Source organism: Neobacillus sp. D3-1R (genome assembly GCF_052180215.1).
Lineage (GTDB): Bacteria > Bacillota > Bacilli > Bacillales > Cytobacillaceae > Pseudoneobacillus.
Window position 1 is genome coordinate 4,161,474 of record NZ_CP197471.1, and the last position, 24,487, is coordinate 4,185,960.

General features: G+C 37.5%; 9 protein-coding genes. 3 read left to right on the forward strand and 6 right to left on the reverse strand.

Annotation, left to right across the window (positions count from 1 at the left end; genetic code table 11):
* Positions 1–132: 132 nt before the first annotated feature.
* A complete protein-coding gene (locus ACSBPO_RS20965; RefSeq protein ID WP_442596771.1) occupies positions 133–1,611 on the forward strand; it encodes an S-layer homology domain-containing protein in 1,479 nt (492 codons plus the stop codon).
* A 470-nt stretch (positions 1,612–2,081) separates the two neighbouring features.
* Entirely contained in the window at positions 2,082–2,171 is a 90-nt protein-coding gene (locus tag ACSBPO_RS20970) for a putative holin-like toxin (RefSeq protein WP_442596773.1), read from the forward strand.
* A gap of 512 nt (positions 2,172–2,683) precedes the next feature.
* On the opposite strand, the gene ACSBPO_RS20975 is transcribed toward ACSBPO_RS20970, so the two are convergent.
* Positions 2,684–5,710, reverse strand: a complete 3,027-nt coding sequence (locus tag ACSBPO_RS20975; protein ID WP_442596775.1) for an S-layer homology domain-containing protein — start codon at positions 5,708–5,710, stop codon at positions 2,684–2,686.
* Positions 5,711–5,762: 52 nt separating this feature from the next.
* Positions 5,763–9,485: an Ig-like domain-containing protein gene (locus ACSBPO_RS20980; RefSeq protein WP_442596777.1), complete on the reverse strand. Its 3,723-nt coding sequence runs from the start codon at positions 9,483–9,485 to the stop codon at positions 5,763–5,765.
* Positions 9,486–9,786: 301 nt separating this feature from the next.
* Between ACSBPO_RS20980 and ACSBPO_RS20985 the strand changes: the two genes are divergently transcribed.
* Positions 9,787–11,712 carry an S-layer homology domain-containing protein gene (locus ACSBPO_RS20985; protein ID WP_442596779.1) on the forward strand — a complete coding sequence of 642 codons (1,926 nt, stop codon included), beginning with the start codon at positions 9,787–9,789 and terminating at the stop codon, positions 11,710–11,712.
* Positions 11,713–12,220: 508 nt separating this feature from the next.
* Here the strand turns inward: ACSBPO_RS20985 and ACSBPO_RS20990 are convergent.
* The 4 genes from ACSBPO_RS20990 to ACSBPO_RS21005 all read right to left on the reverse strand — a co-directional run bounded on the left by ACSBPO_RS20990 (position 12,221) and on the right by ACSBPO_RS21005 (position 24,244).
* Complete coding sequence (locus ACSBPO_RS20990) at positions 12,221–12,541, reverse strand: hypothetical protein (RefSeq protein WP_442596781.1); 321 nt, start codon at positions 12,539–12,541, stop codon at positions 12,221–12,223.
* 1,102 nt (positions 12,542–13,643) lie between these two features.
* Positions 13,644–17,225, reverse strand: a complete 3,582-nt coding sequence (locus ACSBPO_RS20995) for an S-layer homology domain-containing protein (protein ID WP_442596783.1) — start codon at positions 17,223–17,225, stop codon at positions 13,644–13,646.
* A 622-nt stretch (positions 17,226–17,847) separates the two neighbouring features.
* Positions 17,848–20,319, reverse strand: a complete 2,472-nt coding sequence (locus ACSBPO_RS21000; protein ID WP_442596785.1) for an S-layer homology domain-containing protein — start codon at positions 20,317–20,319, stop codon at positions 17,848–17,850.
* Between the two features lie 409 nt (positions 20,320–20,728).
* Complete coding sequence (locus tag ACSBPO_RS21005; RefSeq protein ID WP_442596787.1) at positions 20,729–24,244, reverse strand: S8 family peptidase; 3,516 nt, start codon at positions 24,242–24,244, stop codon at positions 20,729–20,731.
* Positions 24,245–24,487: the final 243 nt, after the last annotated feature.

Consider the following 24,487-nt stretch of genomic DNA (forward strand, 5'->3'; position numbering starts at 1 on the left):
GTTTTTAAAAAAAGTAATCTACTAGTAGATTACTCCCACCACTGTAACAAACAGGGAATATTTGCTTATTGTTTACCATAGCAATGTATGATTGTATGGTAAGTAGATACTATTTTCTAGGAGGGGTACATATTGCATTTCCGATTTGGTAAGTATTCAGCGATTGCCGTTGTATTCGTTCTATTGATCAGTTTATTTACTTCACAAGCAAACGCAGATTCCGTTTCAATCGAATTCTCTGACGTTCCAAAGGATAAGCCTTATGCTAGTGCCGTTTATGAACTGGCGGAGCGCAACATCATTGGCGGATATAAAGACGGTACATTCAAACCAGGAGCGTTCATTACGAGAGGGCAAGCTGCGGCCATCATCACCAAGCTATTAAATCTTGATACCAAAAATGTAAAAGATCCAGAATTTAAGGATGTTTCTCCAAAACTTTGGAGTTATAAGGCTATTGCAGTCGTTGCAGAAAAAGGAATTTTCCGTGGATATGGTGATGGAAGATTTGGGCCAAACGACAAGATTACCCGTGCGCAAATGGCATCTATTTTAATAAAAGCTTTCGGTTTCCATTATTATAGTTACAGTTACGGAGTGACTCCTTTCAAAGACATTGAAAAATTAGCTAGTCATCAAGACTCGGTGTATACGCTCTATAAATTAGGCATTACTTCCGGTACATCACCGACAACTTTTAGCCCGAACAACCCAATTACTAGAGCTCAGGCAGCCGTTCTTATTACGAAAACAGAAAAAGTTCGAGCCGCAACGGTTACGTTAAAAGCTGGAGATTTTGGCTGGTATATGTTTAGAGGCTATAAGGATTATCACCAAGATTATTTAGATCCTGAAAAAATAGAAGACGAAATTGTCCAGGTCATTCCTAATAAAATAAGTTCAAGAGTACTGCAAATTGTTCCAATGAAAGAAGGAAAGCAAAAATTCACTCTTTCTGGACAAAGAGACAAGACAACCAACTTCGATGACTTTGAACATAAAAAGTATTATGTTCAGGTATCAAAAGAAAATGGTCAATTAAAAATCAATTTTGAAGAAACCGATGAAGTTGTTCCGACAAATGTAAGTTTAAGAGTACTAAAGGTACCTATTGAGAAAATATCCTTGGCAACAATGGATGGCACTCCTGTTGATGAAAACATTGAGTTTCAAACCAAAGAATATGTTGATCAAAATCAAGTTTCCCTTATATTAACAAGTCCTGGTGAATATATTGCAACAGTCGAATATACGAACGGCACTAAAGCTCGGTATGGTATAGAAGCAATCCTTAATCCTTCTGATTTTTATCTTTACACCTATTCCATTGAGGATAGACCAACTGTAACGATTGATTTGAGTAAAGATAAAGGGGATTTTAGTGAATATACGATTTCTGATGAGGATACAAATATTGCAAAAGTCACGCGTGAAGAAAACTCCAATATTTTTCAAATTGAAGGATTATCTTCAGGAAACACGTACATTGATTTTCCTAAGAGTGATAGGAAAAAAGAAGGTACATTGGGCTTAAATATTAGGGTTCAAAAAGTTGGCTCTATTATCCATGTCGAAGTAAGCCGTTACACTTACTATGATCAGTTTTCTTAATAGCTAAAGTCTAGTTTTACGAAAAAAATCCAAGGTGTCAGACAAAATATGTCTACGCACCATGGATTTTTTTATTTTGGAAGTTTCACAGCGATCATTTATTTCCACCTAATTTGTCGTACTCATATATGGCGTCAACAGCGGAAAGCGGATTGGAAGCAATATTCCTCATTTTTAATCGAGATGGTATTTATCAGACACTAATTTTGATTTATCGGACAGCTTTTTGATGCTTTTCGGACACTAAAATTGATTTATCGGACAGCTTTTAAAATTTATTGGACATTGTAAACAATCAATTAAGATAACACTGTTTATATAATGGGTCCTTATTGTTTTAATTCCTTATCCTTGTCGAAAGAATTACATTATATCCTTCAGAAAAATAGTTTATATTGTATAATAGTGATGCACAGTAAATTCGGTATAGTGGGCATTGGCCATTCCCTTGAAGAAAGGGGGTGACGCTGGTGATTACAATAGCAGACGCACTAGTGATTATGATTTCTTTCGCATCACTGATAGCCGCAGTAATCGCGGTTACACAACAAAAAAAGTAACCTCCCCTTACCATCTTGCCGGATGTGTCGTAAGGTAAATTGGTTACTCTTTTTGTAACTATTCACTTTTCCACTGAAAGCCACTGCTCTTTATGCAGTTTGCTGTGCATTTGGTACTGGTTTTAACCAGTACCTTTTTTTATTATGTCTTTTATATTTATATTATACCCATCTATAAAAAAATTAACAATGTAAGAGATAAGATTATAAAAACCAAATTAGATTACTTAATCTGTTTAGTGGTTAGAATATTTGGGATATATTACTCCTGCCGAATAAAACTCAATTTCAAACAATCAAACTATACGCGATGGAATTTATCGGACACACATTCTTACTTATCGGACACCCTTTGAATGGTTTTCGGACACTAAATTCCATTTATCGGACACATTTAAAAATTTATCGGACATTCTAAAGAAATCATACAAAAAAACACATATTAGAACCCCAAAAAAAGTACCCCGCAGAGATTTCTCTCCACAGGGCTTCTCACTTCCACCGACAATATTCTACTCCGGTCTCTCACAGTTATTACACGATATTTCATCCAACAACCAGTTGTTTTCTACCTTTTTCAATGTATATTCGTATTCGAATTTATCATTTGGTATTTCATTTTCTCTCAGTGGGACTTTGACGCTTGCTTTAATGGTGTCGGTTGTAACAGATTTGACTTCAAATGTTGCTCCTGTTCCTTGAGCAATGGCCTCCGTTAATGGATATAACAAATGCGGGTCTAGGAACCATTTGATATTCCCCCTGTATATCTTTTTCCAGAATGCTAGATAGTTTTCTGAATATCGATCTTGCAGCATTGGAATCAGTGAATCGAACTCTGCACTCGTTTCCGCTTCCGCTTCGGCCTTGAACACTTCATTGGCCTTTTCTTCTGCCTTTAAAATCAACTCTTTTATTTGTTCATTCCTATTTTCTACCGGTGATGCCCCACCACCACTGCCTGTATTTCCACTTGTAGGATCAATGGCCTTTACTTTAACTGGCACCGTAACCTTTTTTCCTTTGTAGGAGATTTCAATTTCTGTAGATTTTTCACTATTAATGTCCTTAGCCGTTATGACACCTTTGCTATCTACTGTAACGACAGATGAATCCTTACTTACATACGAAATTTGAGGGGATGCTGTTATATCTTGTGTTAAATCCTCTTTCGTTACATCTTGATGATGGACGTCTTCAAAGATGGCTTGAACGGATAATGATGTCTGAGCTTTTGAAAGCATTTCGACTGGACTAGGGTCTACTTTTATTTCTTTTAAGGTGGTGACAATGATTTTTACAGTCTCTGTGACTTCATCCTTGTACGCCAATTTCAATTCTGCCACTTCTCCACCTTTTGCGGCTGGATCTACTTTTATATCAAATTTATTCTTACTTTTCTTTATAGAAATCTCTTTATCTCCATTCAAATCGAAAGTAAGATTGTCATCACTCAATGTATCCGTTGCTTTCGTCAGATCTAAATTTAGTTTATCAAAGTAATATAAATCTAGATTTAGAGAGGTGTTTTCACCTGGTGCCACTATGACAATCGAAGGATCTGGTATCAGCATACTATCTTTACAATTCGTTGCCTCTGCAAATGTTTTTGATTTGTCTACTAGATTAAGTGAGGCTTTTAAACCTAATTTTTTCAAAATATCAAATGTCGCATTAAACTCGACATATGTTCCAATACCTGCTCGGTAACAGAACTTAATACCTTGCCAGCTTTTTTCGGTTTCGTCAGGGTTAGCACTTTCACCATATCCTGTTGCAGCTCGACCATAAATCTCACCTTTTAACCCGGTTTCTCCTTCAAACCCACCTACGTCTAGCTTATAGATGGCAACCTTAATGCCTAAACCGGCTCCTGCTTTGGCCTGAATTCCCCCTTCACCTTTGATAGTAAAAGTAGGCTCAGTAAATTTTACTTTTCCAATACCGTCTACACTACCTTTTTTAGCAATAACGCCGATTTCCATATCCATATTTTCCACTACTTTTACTTCTACCCCTAAGGATAGGTCTGCCTTAAGGACTAAGAAAACCTCTAAGCTTCCGCCAATTGGTCCGTAAACTGGCACATATAATCTCCCAAGCGACTTCCTCTTTTCAAAAGGCTTTGTCGAATCTGTCTTATTCATAAAGGCTGGGACAGTGGCTTTTCCTCCAAAATCGATTCCCTTATAAACATTCGTATAGCTACCTTTTACATTCCCTTCAACAGATCCGATTGTTTTTGGAACTTGAAGCTTCACCGTTAAAGTAGGGTCAGAAATAAAACGAGCCTCTAATGACTTTAGTTTAAATAACTTATAATCTACATCTGTGATTAACTCCGCATTTTTAAAAACAATATCTCCATTTACTTTTACTTTTTGTCCACCTATATCAAATACCAATTCCTTAATGGCTACCTTAAAGTCACCTTCCGCCTGAGCAGAATACTGCGGTTTATCTACGTATCTAAGAGCAGAATTTGTCGTTTCCTCACTTCCGCTAGCAGGTAATAATTCAACTCCATCTGCCATCTCAATAGGCACAATATTATCATATTGAATCTCGGTTGTTTCTTTTACATCGATCGTTTGAAATACCTCTTCTAGTTCTGGGTTCACTGTCTTTATTTCGGTCTTTCCATCCACCGAGTTGATACTGACTACCTTTTCAGCAAACCCAGTAGGATATTTTTTCGAAGGAGGCAGGGTGAAAATATCTCCACTTTTTAAGTTCTTTAGCTCCTCTGGCATTTCTGAAAAAACAAATGTCGAATCATCATCCTTCACTTCTGTAAGTAAATCCATTGTCTTTGGTGAGATTTCTTTAACCGTATCTAATACATCAATTTCATCTACATGATTTTCAACAGCAGGGGCTGCCGTTGGTACATCTGGATTATCCGTGTGGATGCTATATTGGTACAGTCGATACAAAATAACAGCTGCCTGTCCTCTAGTCGTTGTATCTTTTGGCTTAAAGGTATGATCCTCATGCCCTGTAATTAAGCCTTCATGGACTGCCGTTGCGATTAATTCTTTATCTACTGTGATTTGATTTGTATCCTTAAAGGTTACATTTGCTCCTTCTATCTTCCCCAATTTTAAGGTACGAACCATCATGATCGCCATTTCTTCGCGTGATAGTGGGGTGTTTGGTTTCAAGCTATTTCCTAATTCTTCAGGAAAAACAATACCCTTTTCAACGGCGGCTTGTGCATAAGGAAACATCCAGTTCTTCTCATTAATATCCTTAAAATAAGGGGTAGCACTTTCTTCCTTATAACCCATTAATCTTGTGATTAGGGCAATAAATTGGCCTCGTGTCACTTTGTTTCCAGGACGAAATGTTCCGTCTTCATAGCCGTTAATGATTCCCATTTCTATTAAACTTTCAATCGAATCTTTAGCCCAATAATTTTCGATATCCTTGAATGTTTTATTATTATCAATCGCTTTCGCCTGTATGGTTGGCGACATGGCTCCAAATAATAGAAACATGGTACAAATGATTGCAATCGATTGCCTAAACCTTCTCACTTTTCGCTCCCCTTATAAAGAAAGTGGGACTTGCCCACTTTCTTCTTTCTATTTAATCTAAAGTCGAAATAATCGTTTCAACTTCTGCATTTCCACCCGTGGTTAACATAAAGGAATGAGAAACATCCAATACACCAGTAATTCTCGGGATTAGTAGGTAGGTAAATGTAACTGATTCTCCCGCTGCTAATTCCTCAACAAAGTGGGATAACTGCGTATTCGGTGAGTAAAAATAGTTTAATTTCCCATCCTCTTTTAATGAGAAATTCAGGAAATACACCGGACCATCTGATACATTCTTTAATTCAAATTGAACCTCATATGGCAACCCTACTTTCGCTCTACTATCCGCCTTCAGATACATTTTCAAGGCGTCTTCACCATACACCTTAATCGGATTTTTAGTAGCAAAAGTCCCACTCACTGGTGCATCAAATACCGAAAGTGTGGCGTTAAAGCTAGCACTTAAATCATATTCCCCTTTTTCATCGCCACGTAAATACCATTCGTGATAAATCGTTTCTTCACCAGCAATATCTCCAATATTTACTTCTAACGTTTGGGGTTCTGTCGTATCCGCTAAGCTTAACCCCTCAGGTAAAGCTAAACGAATAGTAGAGTTTTCTAAACGAAACGGATCTGGTGTTAAATTTTGAATCGTTAACTGAACTTTAAAAAACTCTTTTAGCCAGCTAACCTCACCGGGAACAATCATATAAGCAAATAACGGGATACTTTCATTTTCATTACCCTCTCCACCCACAGGAATCAGGTATGGATAAAGGTAGTAGCCTCCACCTAAATTCGTCGGTTCACCATATAAAGTTCCAACACTATTACCATAATACGTAATCGTTTTGCTCTCCCCACGGAAAGCTAGATTTGCTTCGAACTTATACGTCCATCGGTTGTTAGGGTCATTAGGATCAATTCCTGCAGCGGCTAAATCATTTAAATCCATTCTCGTTGCGGAAAAATCAGCTTTAATGAGGTCTGACTCCTCTAATAAAATATCAAGTTTTTCTACCTTCCCTTGTTCCACTAACACTTGCTTGTAAACAGGCATATATTTATTTTTATAAACAAAGATGTCATATAAGCCTGGTTCCAGTTCTTCTTTAAAATATCCAGTGGTTTTTTCCGTTAACGTAATTTTATTGGTCGTATCATATTTTTGAATGATGACTTTAGGAGCACTGATTAGTCCACTGGTTGTCGCTTGTTTGACTGAGAGCTCCATTCCTGTTTCATTGGAAAAAACATTTACACGGAACTGATACTCCATTCCTTCAAACGAAGCTGTGACGTTGGTAGAACCTTCGTTTACTCCGGTCAACATGCCTTCTGCTGTAACCGTTGCAATCTGGTTATCTATTTGATACATGACTTGATTCGTGACATCCTCTGTTGTTTGGTCGGAATATACTGCCTCTATTTGAAGTTGCTGATTCTTACCTTTTTCAAGTTGAATGTCTTGTAACGTACTTTGCAGTTTTACTAAATAGCGATTCACTTGAACCGGAACATTCACCGTTTTCCCTTGATAGGTTACGGTTAGAGTACTGCTTCCGGTTTGAATCCCTTTTATGCTTCCATTTGTAATTTCTAGGATGTCATTCGAATTAGTAAGAGTAGATTCACTCGTGACAATCTCAGTTTCACCATTATTGTAATGGGCCGTCACAATAATCGGAGCGGAACTTAAATGGATTAAATCGAATGACTCTTGATTTAGGGTGATTTTTTCAAGTTGTCTTGGCGGTTCCTGTACGGTTACTTCTACATTGGTAGTAACACCATTATAGGAAGCGGTAATGGTTGTCGTTCCAGGATTCAGTGCAGAGATATGCCCATCTACTACCGTTACAATATTGGTGTCTTGTGATTCTATTGTGACTAAGTGGGTTAAATCCCGTGAGCCACTTAAACTGTAATTCCCTTTTACAGAAAGAGGGATGGTAGCATTGGGTTCCAGTATATATGATGGCTGGTTAAATTCTAAGGATAGAAGTTCATCTCCTTGGACATTTATAATGATTTCCGTAGTAAACTCACCATACGATGCTGTAATAGTAGCTGTACCTGGATTGAGAGCCCTCACCCTTCCATCATCTGAAACATGAATCACTTCTGGGTCTGAAACTGAAAATGTAACAAACGGGGTAATATTTTGTACTGAAGTATCTTCAAAAGTAGCAAATACTTCAAGATCAATAGTCGAATTGATCGGCATATTTTGTTCTGGAATAGAATGAATTCCGATTATCTTACTATCAGGTAGTCCTGGGGTGGTCGTTAATGGGACAGAGACTGTCACATCGAATACTCCGTCTACGTTAGGGAGCGTAGCATTGGGATAGTAGAAACTATCCAATTCTATTTGATAGACTTCATCAGAATTGGCGACATTGGTTAATGTTAATAGCGGTTTTACATCCATTCCATTTGCAGTTTGAAAAATATAATCTAGCTTAAAGCCTTCATTATTTACAAACTGAATAGGATTCACTCCTCTGTAAAGGCTATCTCCACCAACATAAGTATCATTTAAATTAACTATTGATTTAAATTCAGGACTTACATTTACAGTACTATCTGTCGTAATGGATTGTGTTTTACTAAAGTTATAATAGTATTTTTGATCTTGAACACTGAGATTAAAAGAGTAAGAACCCGGTTTACCTAATATTTTCGTGTTGTTCGTTAAATTGGACAAAAAATAATTATTACTATTAAATCGTAGTGAAGCATGAAGATAGTTGGAATTTCCTAAGTATTCCAACTGGAAAGGAATTCTTTCGTCATCATTATACGTTACCATTTGTAGATCATCAGTGACCGTAATTGCACTATCAATAAGCGTATAAGATGTTCGTTCAAGATTACTTTTCGTAGTAGAGAATGTATAGGTTCCTTTTGGTAATACTAAACTTTGGGCTCCTGACAAATACGCATATATGGAACCAATACCATCTACATCTGGCTTTATCGCAACATTTCCTGAACTATCAGTAGGGAACTGTAGCATTGAATATTGGTTGTCTACTTGAATATCAATCTGCTTATCATCTAATAAGTCAACCATATAGAGATAACCTGGTTCACTTATATAAAGTTTGTATTCATCAAATTGATTGATTTCAGGTTGAGGAATTTTTATTGTAAGCTGCTTTTTCTCATTAATAACAGTGAAGTTATCTTTAGATGGAATGTATTGATACCTTCCAGTGACTTTGTCTTTTCCGTATAAATTATAGTCAACGTAATATTCATTTCCATTCGCTGGATAAGTAATGACATATTCCCGTTCCAACTCTTCCACAACATTTATGTACAAGTTAATTTCAAAGTTATGATAGTTTAAAATTAATTGTGAAGTTCCAAGTGTGTTTGCCGTTATTTCGAGTGAGTCATTTACCTTGACCACTTCTTCATCCTCCACATAGAAACTAATCTCATCTTTTGCCGTTTCAGGCGAAACTTCATGACCATTTGAATCATATATTCTTAAATTGTCGAGTATAGATAAAACGGTACCAGTCTTTAAATACTGAAATCCTGGACCTGTCCAATAAAAACCCTCTCCATTTGTTGGGTCCCCTGGCTGATCATCATTTTTCATAATCGTAATCCGATCTGTTCCAGGTAAAACTGTAATCGAAGGTGTTTCAGGTTCAATTGTTGTTGCCTTTGCCGTTTCTCCAGATAAGTGACCTAATAAATTAGTAGTCGGAAAAATCGTGTTCATTAATAGAATTAAAATCAATAATACCAATCGAAAACTCCTCATTTACCTCTCCCTTCCTTATATATCCAAATTTTTACACCACTAAATTTTACAATGTTTGGAAATTAGGAGGCAATTGTTTTCTATCTCTTTAAATCGACAGATTCCTCTACTATAAGGAAAACTAGAGGAAGATAAGCGGAGATTATGTATTTTAATAACAAAATATGGAAAGTGTTGTCGAAACAATTGTTTGTTTGGTTTGAGGATAATATGGGGAAGTAAATCTACTAGAGGAATTTTCCAATTTTTATAGAATACAAACTAACAAAGGGGGATTCATGTATATATGAGGAATACTATATTTTTAAAAACATTCATCTTATTACTTATTGCAATAACCATTATAAGTGTGAAACCTGTTCATTCAGGTGCAACCGAACCTTTTTCAGATGTCGATTCATCCTTTTGGGCTTATAAAGAGATTCATTATCTCCAAGGTAAAGAGATTGCTGAAGCCCTACAGGGTGATTTATTTGTGCCGAATGAACCGATTACCAGAGAAAAAGCTGCACGTATGTTAGTAAAAGCAAAAGGATTAAGTATTAATGGGGATTTACCTGAATTACCATTTGAGGATGTTGATAAGACTCATCCTGATTATCCCTACATACAGGTCGCCTTTAAAGAGGGACTTCTTCAGGGCAAGAGCGCTGATAAATTCGGATTAAACGAACCTCTAACACGTGCACAAATGGCTAAAATTATTGCAAAAGCCTTTCATTTTACTTATATGGAGCCAAAAGCAGAAGAACGTTTTATTGATATTAAAAACAGCAATTGGGCAAAGGAATTTGTTTATACCTTATCAACCATTGGTGTTACAACTGGGATTAATCCACATGTGTTTGGACCCAATAACTCTGTGACCCGTGCACAGATGGCTGTCTTCCTATATCGTGCGATGACAACCACTCCTTTTAATCAAGGAGATGCATATGAAATAGCTGCCTATGATCGTTACGCCATTCACCCTACTAATTCGAATTGGAATAAGCATTCACGTTTTTCAGGACCAACTGCACCTAATGTAAAGCTCTTATTGAATACACGTGGTTATGTGCAATCAGAACCTGTCATTTCTAGAAACGGGACCATCTATTTTGGTTCACAAGATGGATGTTTTTATGCTGTGAATTCAACTGGAAAACTTGACTGGAAGTATTGTTTTGAGCCATCTGAAAAAATGGAGATAAATACCGCTCCTATCCTTGCAGACAACGGACAAATTTACGTTTTAGCTCACTCCTTTGAAAGAGGAAGCACCGTTTTATATGGATTCCATCCATTATACCAAGGGCCCATCTGGCAAATAGAACTGCCTTATAGTATAAATAACTCTCAGCCGATCCTGGATAAAGACGGAAATATCTATATCAGAACGGAAGGCAATATTTTAAAAATCAAGCCACCTCAATCAGACGGAGGTTATACAGGAAAGGAAATACAATGGACATGGGATGAAAGTGTGTTATATGAAAGTCCAGATGTTGATTACCCACCTGTAGATTTATATAACGTGACGGGGGCAATTGGAAAATCAGGGAAGTTTTATACTGCAAATAATAATGTCCTCTCAAAAGATGGGAAGTTTTTATATAAATTAGATGGGGAATCAACTAGTTTTTCCGATTATACCCTTCACAACGATACACTATATTTCGGTACTTATAGCAATATGATTCAAGCGTATTCATTAAGTAGTCAACCATTTACTTATCAAGGTGGTCCATTTACTTATTATGATGATACAGGGTCCCATGAAATTTATAGAAAAGATATTCAAATGATCAAACCTAAATGGGCAATTGAATTAGAACGCATAGATGGTAATCGGATTAGCGCCTCACCTGTTATAGGTGAAGATGGAGCCATTTATATCGGAGGAGAATCTGGAATTTTATATGGCATCTATGAAACTGATATAGGATTTCCTTCAACAAATGCCGCAACTATCAAAGTAACGAATATGATTAAACAAGGAAATCGCACCTGGAGACTTCCGTTAAATGGATGGATTAAGCAAATCGTTCAAGATAACAAAGGTAATCTTTATATAGGAACAGAGAAAGGTATGGTTTATTCTATTTCCGCAAATGGGAAAATTAATTGGCAGCGAAAAGTGAGTAATAGTCTTATTTATTCTATTGTAATTAGTAAAAATAATACTTTATATGTTGGTAGTGGGTATGGGATTTATCAATTAAAGAATTAGGTTGTAGTAAAAAAAGAAGAGGCTAATGAAAAATTAATATCCTTAGCCTCTTTTTTTAACAGTTTGTATTAGATTATGTGACAGCTTTAGGCTAGAAACTCAGATATATATACATTACAACTTTTTGTGGGACATGGTACCTGTCCCCTCGTCCCTTCACAATTAGGGTGTTCAATACAAGTCCTCGTATGTATTTCAAGCGTTACTGCTACCTCGTATTATTGTATCAAGTACTAATTCCCAAACTGTTTCTAAGTAATAATGCTCATAATTAAAAAGAAACTAATTTGGGAGATATCAATACTTGGCTTCTTTACTAGGTTCTTTCTAATTGGGACAAGGTACCTGTCCCCGTGTCCCTGTAGCGCGGAAGAAAAAATACGCCACAACCTGGCTAAAAAATGTCTATTTTATTGACAGAAGTCCATTATCGGACATTCCTAAAAATTAGTCCAGAAAAAAACAAGGTCTCAGACAAAATGCGTTCGAACCTTGTTTTTTCCCATTCTTATGGTAATTTCACAGCAAACAATCTATTCCCACCCAAATAGACAACCCCATTTGCAGTAACCAAAGGAGTTTCGCCCATTCCTCCATCATAAATAGAGTATCTATATTTTAACTGATGCTTAGGATCCCATACGGTTAAGGTTGATACTTTATCCAATGTTGTGGAAACGATATAGGCATTGCCGTCCTTATCGAATGTTACTGGATTTGTGCCGTACTCTACCACATATGTTGCAGCTAATTGACCATCCGGATAGTAAACAAATACTTTGTCAGCACCGTTTACATACAGCAAGCCATTTGGAGACTTCTCCGCCATCCAAAATCTAATGGTGCATCCCACAGCTCTGGGACAAGGTACCTGTCCCCGTGTCCCTCAAAAAGAAAAGCCCCGTAGAGATTCGTCTCCACAGAGCTTTGCAATATCAACACACTCGGGTCGGGACAAGAACCTGTCCCTCTGTCCCTTTCTCCTCAAATAAAAAAAGCCCTAACTCCTCAAAAGGAATAAAGGCTTAAGATATTCTCTTCATGAAAATAATATATGTCATTCTATTTGATTCGGTATCTAGCAAATAGTAAACCCAACAGAGATTTCTCTCTATAGAGCTTTCCTTCATCATATCCAAAATGGAATTATTTGTTGGGACAAGGTACCTGTCCCCTTGTCCCATACAAGCGAAATTGTACATATTTGTGTTGACATTTATATGTAATATACAAAATACTTTTCAAAATAAAAAAGAAACCAAGTTGAGAGAGAACTCTACTTGGTTTTTTTTAGTTCCTTATTAGTCGGGACAAGGAACCTGTCCCCTTGTCCCCACACTACATTAAGTAAGTAAGCATTATTATCTTTAAAATGGGGCTCCCCTAGGACGTTAGATCACATTGTTTTTGGTACCTGAAGCTTAAGACCTCGTGGGACAGCGTTATGGATCTTGTCCTTCAAATACGAATATTACGTGAAAATCAAAGTTTATATTTGCTAGGCGGTATCACTGTTGGATGAAAATGCAAGATCCTTTCACGTTCTAGAGGGGCCCTATAATAATTTCTGCGATAGTTGAGTCTTCCTAAAAATGGAAACAGAGGGCTTTACTTAAAGTCGGCCAATTTTCTTTAAAAACTACACTTGACCTATTTGCCATTATACTCTGTCCCGTGTCCCGTGAAATGAACAATTGAGTATAAATAATCATTTTCTTATGTTATAAACAATTACTATTCACTATAAAAAAGAAACCAAGTTGAGAGAAAACTCTACTTGGCAACTTTTTTTGTTTCTTACTAGTCGGGATAAAGGAACCTGTCCCTGTGTCTCTGCGGGTGGAGCTTTATACTGATTCTTTCCTAAACAAATAAAAAAGTTCTGAAGAGATTCCTCTCTTCAGAACTTCCAAGAAATAAGTTTGACTATATTATTGTACTGTCCAAGCAGTAGCGCCTAGTACAGCTACATCAGTTGAAGAAGAAACTGTATTACCAGCAGCATCCTTAACTGTGTTAGCTACAGTGATTGTATCAGTTGCTTCTGCTCCAGCAATTACAAATGTAACTGTTTTAGCAGTTGCATCGTATGTTGCTGATGTGATAGAGATAGCAGTTGAAGTACCTGAAACGTCTGCTGCAGTAAATAATGTAGTTACATTAGCACCATCTGCAATAGCAGTAGTTCCGTTGTAAAGAGCTTCATTAAATGTTAATACTAATCCAGATGGAGTTCCAGTTGTTACTGTAGCCACAGGACCAGAAGAATCTAAACCTACTGTAAATGCTACAGAAACAGTTTTTCCACTAGCATACTTATAGGTAGCTGTGAACTTATCTCCCATTTCAGCACCTGAGATGCTAGTACCTGAAGTTCCATTAGCTGTTACAGCAAGAGCTGAACCAGTAACTTTAGTTAAGTTTGTAATAGTAATTGTTGGATTTTCAGATCTATCAACACCATATTGGTCTAATACTTCATCAAAGTATCCGTTTAATTCAGATGTTGTGATTGCACCAGCAGTGATATTAGCCTTACCATCAGTTACAAGGTCAGTATTGAATGTAACAGTTTCAACCTTAGGAGCTTTGTTAGAAACGACTAATTCTTTTTCAAGAATAGCTGCAGCTGCACCATTAGCATCATTTACAGTTACTAATACTTGTACTTTAACATCTTTGTAATTTCCAGCAGCATCTAAGAAATCAGAAGCAGCAAATCCATTAGCAACCTCAGAAATTACACCTGAAGAATATGATACTTTGTTAGAATCTAAAGCTACTGAGTAATCACCTACTGGTAATAATACTTTAGTACCACTTTGTGTTACACCATATACCTTAACTGTTTTAGCATGATCAGTTGAAACAGAAGAAGTATCAACTGTATTTTGGTACATAGTACCTAAATCAGCAACCTCATAGCTAGCATAAGCAGATTGAGCAACTTTTGTGAAAGTCACAGATTTAGAGCTTGCTGCATTAGTTGTTGTTCCGTTATCAGTAGATAAAGCAAATACTAATCTTTCAGTTGAATCTAAGTTAGATCCAGATTTAGCAGAAACTACTAATTTATCAGTAGATGAGGTGATTGTGTTAGTTTCTAAATCAGAGCCAACAGAACCATTATCTAACTGAACAGTGAATGCAGAAGCATCAGTACCAGAAGCTGGTTTTACTGAAGTTACAACAATTGCATTTCCAGAAGTGTTTAACCAAGCATTTAATTTAGTATCAGATAAAGTACGTCCATATTGGTCTTGAACAAGTAATTTACTAGCTGTAAATTCAACTTTGTTACCAATTGCAACGCTTGTTGAAACTGTGTCTTTTAAACCAATAACAGCAGCTGGTTGAGCTTGATCTTTAACATTAATCATCAAGCTAGAGAAGTTTCCACCATTGCTTACTAATGAAGTAAGATAAACAGGTGCGTCAGCATTTGCTGTTGCTCCAGCATTTGATGGCGCAGTATAGTATAATTTTGCAGTTCCGTCGTTTTGTTTTTCAAAAGCTAAACCAGAAGCAAAACTTACATTTCCAGCTAAATCATCATAAGCAGTTACAGCATTACCATACTGGTCAGCTGCAGTGAAAGGAATTTCAACTTTTTCGCCTTCTGCAACTAATTTAGTTGGTGCAGAAATTGAGAATGTTTTAACTGCAGCTAAAGCATCTGCTTTAATTGTATATGTTGCAGTTTTTCCAGTTACTTTAGAAATTGCTTGAATAGTAACTTCTCCACCTTTAGCAGGGGCAGTACCATTTGTTAAAGTAACTGCTTCATAAGTTACACCATCAACTTCAACATCTGTAGCTGCACTAAATGTGCTTCCTACAAATAATGGATTGCTAGATGTAAATACTAAGTCATTATGGTTTGCAAGTGATAACTTGTTACCATACTGATCTTTCGCTTCGAATAAAAGTACATATCTACCATCATTATTAAATCCAGCTGGTAGATCAACTAGCTTCTTAGAAACTGTATTGTATACACCCTTAAATGCAACTTGATCAGCTTTAGACTCTAATCCAACTACAAACTCAACATTAACAACTGTTCCACTAGCTGCGTGTACACCTGTTAAGTAAACCTTAGTACCTGGAACAAAGTTTGTTGGAGTTGTTGTGTTTGTAATAGTTAATTTACCATTAACAGCATCATCAACAACATAACCACCAGTTGATTGGGTCCATGTAATAGATTGGTTAGTCATAGCTTCGCCATATTGGTTTAAGACTTTATAGTTAACTAATGCACTTTGACCAGCAGCAAAAGTTGTTCCTGGAACAGGAGTTACTGTTCCGCTGTTCATAGGTGCAGTTGTTGTAGGAACTTCAATCTTAGCTACCTTTTCGGTTGCAACTTTTACAGATGAAGAAAGAGCTTCAGTAGTTAATCCAGCTACAGAAACTGTGTATTCACCTTCAGTTAATTTAGTTACAGTTTCAATTACAGCTGAAGTTTTATCTTCAGAGAATGTAACTTTTTCTACGTTTGTAGAAACTGAACCTTTTTTGACTGTGATTTGAGCTTTTGTAGTATCAATAGCACCATTGAATTTAACTTCTAATTTTTTTGCACCAACAGCAGTTAGGCTAGAAACTGAAGTTGAAAATCCTGCAACAGTTACTTCAGATTTAACTTCTTTACCTAAGAATGAAGTTAATTTGTATGCTTTACCTGCTTCTTGAGCAGAAGTAGTTAACTTAACAGTAGTGTAAGTTTCTTCAGCAGCAGCTGGTACGATTTCAGCAGCAGTTACTGTTAAACCACCGTCAAATGCGAAGTCAGAAGCTTTAACTTCTTTAAGTTCGCCTTTAACTTTAACTTCTAAAGTTGTGCTGTTAACTGATTTTACTTCTACTACTTCAGCAGCAGATACAGCTACGTTTAATGCACGGTAGAAGAATAATGCGAATTGAGAACGTTTTACAGAGTCAGTTGGGTTGAATTCCCCATTTGGAGCAACTGTAATTCCGTGTTGAGCTAAAATTTTGATGTTAGCACGGTTAGCTTCAGCAGCTTTGTCAAGGTCTTTGATTTCAACTGCAGTACCGTTGTCAGTTAAGCCTAAAGCGTTAACTAATACAGTAGCCATTGCTTCACGAGTCATTCCAGTTCCAGCAGCAAATTTACCGCCAGCAGGGATTAACTTTGCAGCAACTAGTGCTTCAGCAAATGTCGAGTAGTAGCTCTTTGCAGTTAGGTCTTCGAATACGCCACCTACAGCTGCTTTCGCTTCTAATTTAAGAGCTTTTACGATCATTTCAGATGCTTGACCACGGTTGATCGTTTGGTTTGGAGCAAACGTACCATCTTGGTAACCTTGGATAACACCTAGATCAACTAATGCAGCAATTGCTGTAAGAGTTTCTTGATCTGTTACAGAAGAAAGATCAGAGAACTTTGATTCTGCACCAGCAACTGGAGCGATAGCAGATGCTACAACAGCAGCTGAGATAGTTCCAGCTAAAAACTTGCGGTAAGACTTTGGTTGGTAAGCCATTACTTTATTTCCTCCTCTAAATAAAAAATCATATTATTTAACCGAGATTAAGAGAATTGTTATGTATTTCTCTCTCTTAAACTCAATTGTTAACAATTACAAATACTAGTATAGAATTTTGTAGAAACATTGTCAATGCATTCGCATTGGCTAATATTTTCCTATTTTTTAACTTTTGAAGTTATGAAATAGATAAAATTCTGCTAGTACTTATACTCTATTCTACAAAAACTGTCAAAAATAGCAAGGTTTTTTTGGGCAATTTTCTTATTTCCCTGTGTTTTTTTCTCAACATCTCCATTGTATGAATCTACTTTTCATAATATTACCTATATTTACACTATTTTGTTACAAATTTGTTAAATTCACAATCTAGATGATGCGAGAATTAAGAAAGGATACTTGTAAAATAGATTCCAATGTATTAGACGGATAAGTTTTCATTTGGTTTCACTTTTTTATATTTTTTTCCAAATACGAAAAAAGTGGAAGGCTTTTTCAGAGAGCCCTCCACCAAACGCTTACCAACCATTAAATAAAATGTCCCATTATAGTTGTTTTTATACCCTCTATGTAAAGAAATAAAACCTCTCACCATTAATTTGGTAAGAGGTTATTAATATTAACGCAATTCCATCGTTCGCATCAAGAATCTAGAAAACTGTGAACGAGTCACATTATCATTCGGATGATAAGCCCCGTTTGCCGTAACGGTGATTTTATTAAAGGCCAGTGTATTGATCACGTTATAGCTCCAATCACCTGGTTTTACATCTGTGAAGTAGGCATTATTTGTTGGTTTTGCATATAAATTTTCATAAGCACGAGCTAAAATCGCGGCCATTTGTGCTCTTGTTAAATTCTCATTTGGACGTAATGCCCCGTCCTTACCGATCAACCCATGTGCCTCAGCAATCATCATTTCTTGATAATTTAAGTCTGTTGGCTTCATGTCGGTTGCTTTCATTTTGTATCCTTCAGGCAACGTTAAACCAAGCTCTTTAACAAGCATAGCAGCTGCATGACGTCTTAATAATGGCTGCCCAGGTTTGAATGTGCCATCTGGATAACCGGAGATGATGCTTTTTAACTGAAGGTATGCAATGGCACTCGCTTCTTCCCCAAATTTCACGTCGCTAAATACCGTTACATTTCCTGCATGCAGATTTGAAGACGCAATATAGCCCACAAAGCCGTTTCCTTTCACTTGGTACATAACATAATGGTTGCTTGGGTTTTCCATTTCAAATGGGCCAGCTATGATTTCAATCGGTGTGTAATGTGGCAGCCTTTGAATCTCTGCTCCATTTATACCATCACGCAGTTTAGAGTAGGAAAGCTGGTCGTTTAATGTATAAACCTTCTGTCCATTTGTAAAAGTTTGTGACGTTAATGTTCCAACGTTTGGCCAGTTATATTCACTATCCACAAAGCTCATGATGTCTGGCTTGTCAGTGTAAGGATAAGCAATATTTACTTTAGGGATACTACTGATAGGTAGAAGAGAATAGTTGCGAATTGCTTCTAATACTCGTTCTTGGTATGGTGCTTTTTCATGGTCGAGATTTGGATCATTTCGTTTGGAAAGACCGTTGTAGGCCATAATCGCAAAATACCAATTTTCAATGGTGTTCGGATTTTTGTCATTAATTTTTGGCAAATTCGAATTGTTCCATTTTTGTTTCAAGATTTTGGCACCTGTTTCGATATTATATTGGGTGTCCCACTTTAAACGTTCCTTGTCAATGCCGGCTGTTTGCAATTCGGCATCTGACATGGTGATTTGCATTATTCCGATACCACCATCGGTTGCGATGATCGGTTGGCCTGCGGAATCAAATTGCTTCATGCCTGTTTCGATAAACGCAATGGCTTTTAAAATTTCTGGTGGAATGCCGTTTTGAATGGCTGTTTCTTGTAACATGGCTTTTATCTCAAGCGTGCTGTAACTTTTTGATTCTTGATAAAGCTCTTTTTGGATATCAGCATCTGTTGTAACGCTTGATTGAATATTTTCGTAATTTAAAACAAGGGTTTGGGAGCCTCGGTTAAAGCCCGTTGCTTCGTGTTGAATCGCGTTCAGATTCATTTGCTTGTTATCTATCTGATTTAAAATCCAACTTACTTCTAGAGGAAGCTGGCTGTAGTTGTACCATTTGGTTGAGTCGGCTACACCCGTTACTTGATCCAATAATACGGAAGAATACGTTCCTGTTCCTTCACGGGCATGAACATACGTCGTATCACCTTCTAAATTTTTCAATTGCAATTGTAGATTATACATTTGCGGATTGTAAGGATTCGTTTCCGCTCCTTTTAAATAGAAGGAAAGTGGATTTTTCGGTTCAAAACCCGGAAGTAGTTTGCTCCAATAATCTTCAATTGCCGGTGTGTCAAACGGTGTTGAAATGTTTACATTCATTTGTGCCGATTGTTTGATGGCATTTTCTGAACCAAATAGCTGCACATAATCTTCCGCTAAAATTTCCGGCATCGACCAAATGTATTCACCAGTATCAGTGTCATGAACATTTGGGTTAGCGTCTAGTTCTCTGCTTTTTGCATAGTCGCTAGTTAACCAGTTACCTGGTTTGCTATTTTCATCGTTTATTAGGTGATAGAACGTAAAATGGTGGCCATACTCATGCGAAAGAACATAGGCCATGCTATCCACTGTCGTGAAGTCATTTCCACCGAATAAGTAAATTGGGCGATCTGATTTTAATGAAGCAGATGTGCTTGTGTATTGATAGCTAGCAAAATATTGCCCCATTACTTTTTTTCCAGCTGGATAGTCCGGGATGATCATGACTTTCCCCAAAAGAGGAAGCTCCTCGCCATGCTTATTGCGTAATAGCTCTTCTTCGAGTGCTTTCAGCTTGTCCGTTGAACGCCATAATGGACTATAGCTTTCGAACGTAACGCCGCTCTTTTCGCCTTTATAGCTTGCTAGAAGCGTGTAGTTATCTTGGTAATCGCTTTGCGCCGATTTCGTTCTCACTTCGTCGAGTACGTGAGCAGATGAATGCTGCGCAAAACCAAATAAGAACAGGCACGTGGTTAGTGTATATAGTTTAATGAAATTGTTGTACACTGCTTTACCCTTCCCTTCTGTTTTTTCTATTATTATAGCAGACTAATAGTCTCATTTGGGGTTACTCCTAAAAATAGGAAAAATTGAGTAGATTAATGGATTGTGAGTTAAAATCTTGATATTTATAGAAAAGTCTTGAGCTAGTATAAGAAAATTGCGGGTTAAACACGGCTTTTCCCTGAATCCCAACTCATATTTTAGAGTAAAGACCGCATATATCTGACCGTTTCAGCCATATATCTGACTAATTCACAAATATATCTGACCTAAATCGGAATATATCTTACTGTTACCCGATTATTACTAACTTTGTCACAACTCAGGTAAAAAATGGGGGCCGCACAAACGCACAACCAAAAAGAAAAACCCAGCGACTCCATACCAGAATCGCCAGGCCTCCCCTACTAATCTATTTCGTCACTGTCAGCTTATAAGCTTCCAAACTCGTTCTTCCTAAGGCTTCTTCTACTAAAATGTAGTATTGACCTTTTGGAAGGGTAACATTGGCTACTTCAGCGTCGCCTGCACCGTAGTGGTCATAGCGTCCCACTTTTTTGCCTTTGCTGTCAAAGATGGTAATGGAACCGTCTAATCCAGCAGGTAATTCAAGGTTCACTTGCAACTTAGAGTACTTATCTACTTTTAGTGAATAATAGTCTTTGTCACCAAAGTCGATTCCAGGGTTGAAGTATCCTTCTGCTGTATAGCCAGTCTTTGTGCTCTTAAGGGCAGCCGGTTTCGATGGCACATTATTTTTCACAACAGAATCTTTGTCTTCGTCATTTGTGTTCCAATTGTGAAGGGCGATTTCGTATGGCTCAATCGATAAACCGTTATATCCGTAGCCATTCAATACGAAGAAGTAACCTACATCCTTCTTCGCTTTAAAGGAGCTGTTTACATTAAATACGGTTGCGTAATAATCTGGATAGAAACCATTTGCCTTACCGAATTCTTCCTCGTCGATTACCATGTTACCGTTCGTATCTTCGACAATCGTCAAGAACGGAATCAATGCTCCCTGAAGCTCTTTCGGAAGATTTTTCTTTTCTTCATCTGTAAAAGATTGAGGATTTACAGTTAAGGATAAGTGGTTTTCTTCTCCATGGTTTTTATAATAGTAGAAATCGGTATCTGTTGCGTAAATCAGATGGTTCTGATCTTTATCGCCTGGTTGTAACACTTTCGCACGAAGGTCTTTGTTTTCATCGATATCATTGTCCGTTGGAACGTCCATTAATTTTTTCGATGTGAATTGGTAAGACTCCTCAGACGCTTGGTAGCGATTGTTCATGAAACGGATGTAATATTCTTTTCCTTCTTTCAGGGCCAATGTACGAGTAAGATTTTGCTCACCACCGCCGCCAAATAGGTAATAGTAATAATCTGTCCAAATATCGGCAATTGGAAGTAGGTCATTGTTTTCCTCATCGTATTCCATGATTTGTACCCATGGGAATAGCTCTTTTGTTTTGCCTAGTTCGAATTGGAAAATTTCATCGCCTGTAGCTGTGAATTTGTAATAATCTTCGTCACCGCTAAAGTTGATTTTCCCTTCGATTTTTCCACCTAATTCAAATGGAAGAGCTTTTTCACGGATGGTCGCAAGCATTTTTTCATCTTGGAAATAACGGTACTTTGGTTGTTCCGCCATTTGTTCCATTGCCGCTCTAAAGTCGCTAACCTTTTTCTCTTTGTATTCCGCTTCCGTCATTTCGCCTTCTTTGAATTTTTCTTCAGGCCCTTGGTCTCTTTCTGGGAAGCCGTCTTCATCTTGGCCAAGATCAAGTTTGGATCCTTTTAACGTGTAAGGTGTATTGGAATTCGGTACTGCTTTTTCCGTTTGTGGAATTCCAAAGATGAACTCATAAAAGTAGTCACGTCTTGGTTCACTAGAAACTTCAATTAAATAGTTCATTCCTGGCATTGCTTCAAACGACATGGTTTCGCCTTCACTCACACCATTGTTGTTTGCATACTGAATCGTTGGTACTTCCGCATAGACATCTGGTGGAAGATCCTTTGGCGGCCAGTTTAAAAATTCTTCTTCAAAATAAGCAGAGATGGAAGAGTTAATTCCAGGTACGGCAGATAATTCGAATTTCACCATCGTTGGTTCTTCGACCGTGAAGCGGAAATAGTCTTTGTCGCCTTCTTTCGCTTCCGCATCGACCGCAAATGTTAACGTGCTGCTGTCTTCACTGTTAAACGGTAAGCCTGAAATGACAACTGGCTCTTGAGCTGTTACATTGTCAATCTTCATTTCTGTTTCTTTTTGCAGCTTTAATGTGTAGTGGGAAGCACCACTTTCGTCATACTGACCGTACACATCTTTGACCGCGATATATAATGTTCCATTTTCAGTCGCTTGGAAGAAGCTGCCTTCTTGCTTGCCATTGTTCACATCATTGATGTCTCTTTTTACAGAAGCTTCTGTTTTGCCTTCAGGAAGGAATTCGAACATTAATTTGTAATTGTATGCTTTAGCACCATCTAGTAATGCTTGAACGCCTTGACCTTTTTCTAGCTTCACTTGATACCAGTGCATGTCTCCTGGTTGAGTAAAGCTCTTCGTCCATTCGCCCTTTTCTTCTGTTAGTTCAACCGCTTTTGTTTTGTCAGCAGCTTCTACGACTTTAGGCAGATTTTTCAAATCGAACTGTAATGCTTTTACAGGGTCCACTAAACCAGCACCATATTTCACATCGTAACCTTTATCGCCTAAGTCATCGGCTGTCATTTTTAAAATGGCTTCGACTTCGTAAGGCTTCAGGTCTGGATATTTTGATTTCAAAAGGGACGCAACGCCCGCTACAATCGGTGTTGCCATTGACGTACCGCTCAGTTCAGCAAAAGATGAACCTTTTAAGAAATCAAAAACGGAGCTGTAAACGGCTTCCCCTGGAGCTGCGATATCCACGAATGCACCGTAGCTGGAGAATTCCGCTAATTCCTTTTTATCGTTGGTCGCACTGACCGCAATGACGCCTTCATAAGCAGCTGGGTACGATACGGACTCTCCGTAATTGTTTCCAGCAGCTGCTACCACAGTGATACCAGCATCGATCGCTTTTTTCACAGCTTCTTCTAAAATTGGTGATGGCATTGAACCGCCAAGACTCATGTTGATGACGTCTACGTTTTTACTAACGGCATAAAGGATTCCTTCCGCAATCGCGTAGTCCGATGTTCCCCACATCCCGTTAAAGACATCAATTGGGAGGATTTTCGCGTTCGGGTTAACCCCATATCCACCAACGCCATTACCCTTCGCCCCAGCTATCAGTCCGGCAACATGCGTACCATGAACATCCGTATAGGAAAGGTTAGCTGGATTTAAGACGTTATAAGGAGGAAGAACTTGTGACTTTAATTCAGGGTGTTTCAGGTCCATACCGGTATCAATAACAGCAACCGTTACTTTGTTATCCCCTGCAAGGCTTAAAGCTTTATCGATATTTAATAGTGACAGATGGTACATTTTCGATTGTTTCGGATCATTCAAGGCAAACGTCTTGTATGTAACACTTGGCGTGGCACTTAAAACGCCTTGTTGCTTTGAATAGTAAGATACTACATCGGCCATCTTCTGACCTTTTGATAGTTTCACAATGTCATAGCCAAGGGATGGAATGGAACGATCTACGATAACCCCTGCTTTTAGATGAATGCTTGCAGGAAGTTTTTTGGCATATTTCACGACAATGGTGTTATCACTTAACACCTCTTGTTGTTCTTGTTGTTTTTGGTAAGCTAATTTTGTTTGCTCACTTTCAGATAGCTTAAGTTTTTTCGCTAAATCTTGCTTTGCCTTTTCTTTCATAGCTTCCAAGTCTACTGGTTTCGTAGTGGCGGATGCCAGGCCAGGCACAAGCAAGGATGAAGCTAACCCAAGGGAAAGCGACATGCGTTGCCATTTTTTCATTAAATCTTCCTCCCTTACTTTTAAACTCACTTACAATAGACGATTATATCAGGAAAAAGTTTCATTTATTTATAAAATATTGGAAATTTTTGTGAAATAGCACTTTATACCCAGTTGGTAATAATACCCATAAATGTATTCAAAATGTATTTTGATGCAATAGAGAAAATTTGGCTATAAGATGAAACTGTTTTGAAACAGTGCTATACTGATTCTATGTGAAAATTGTAATCGAAGAGGTGA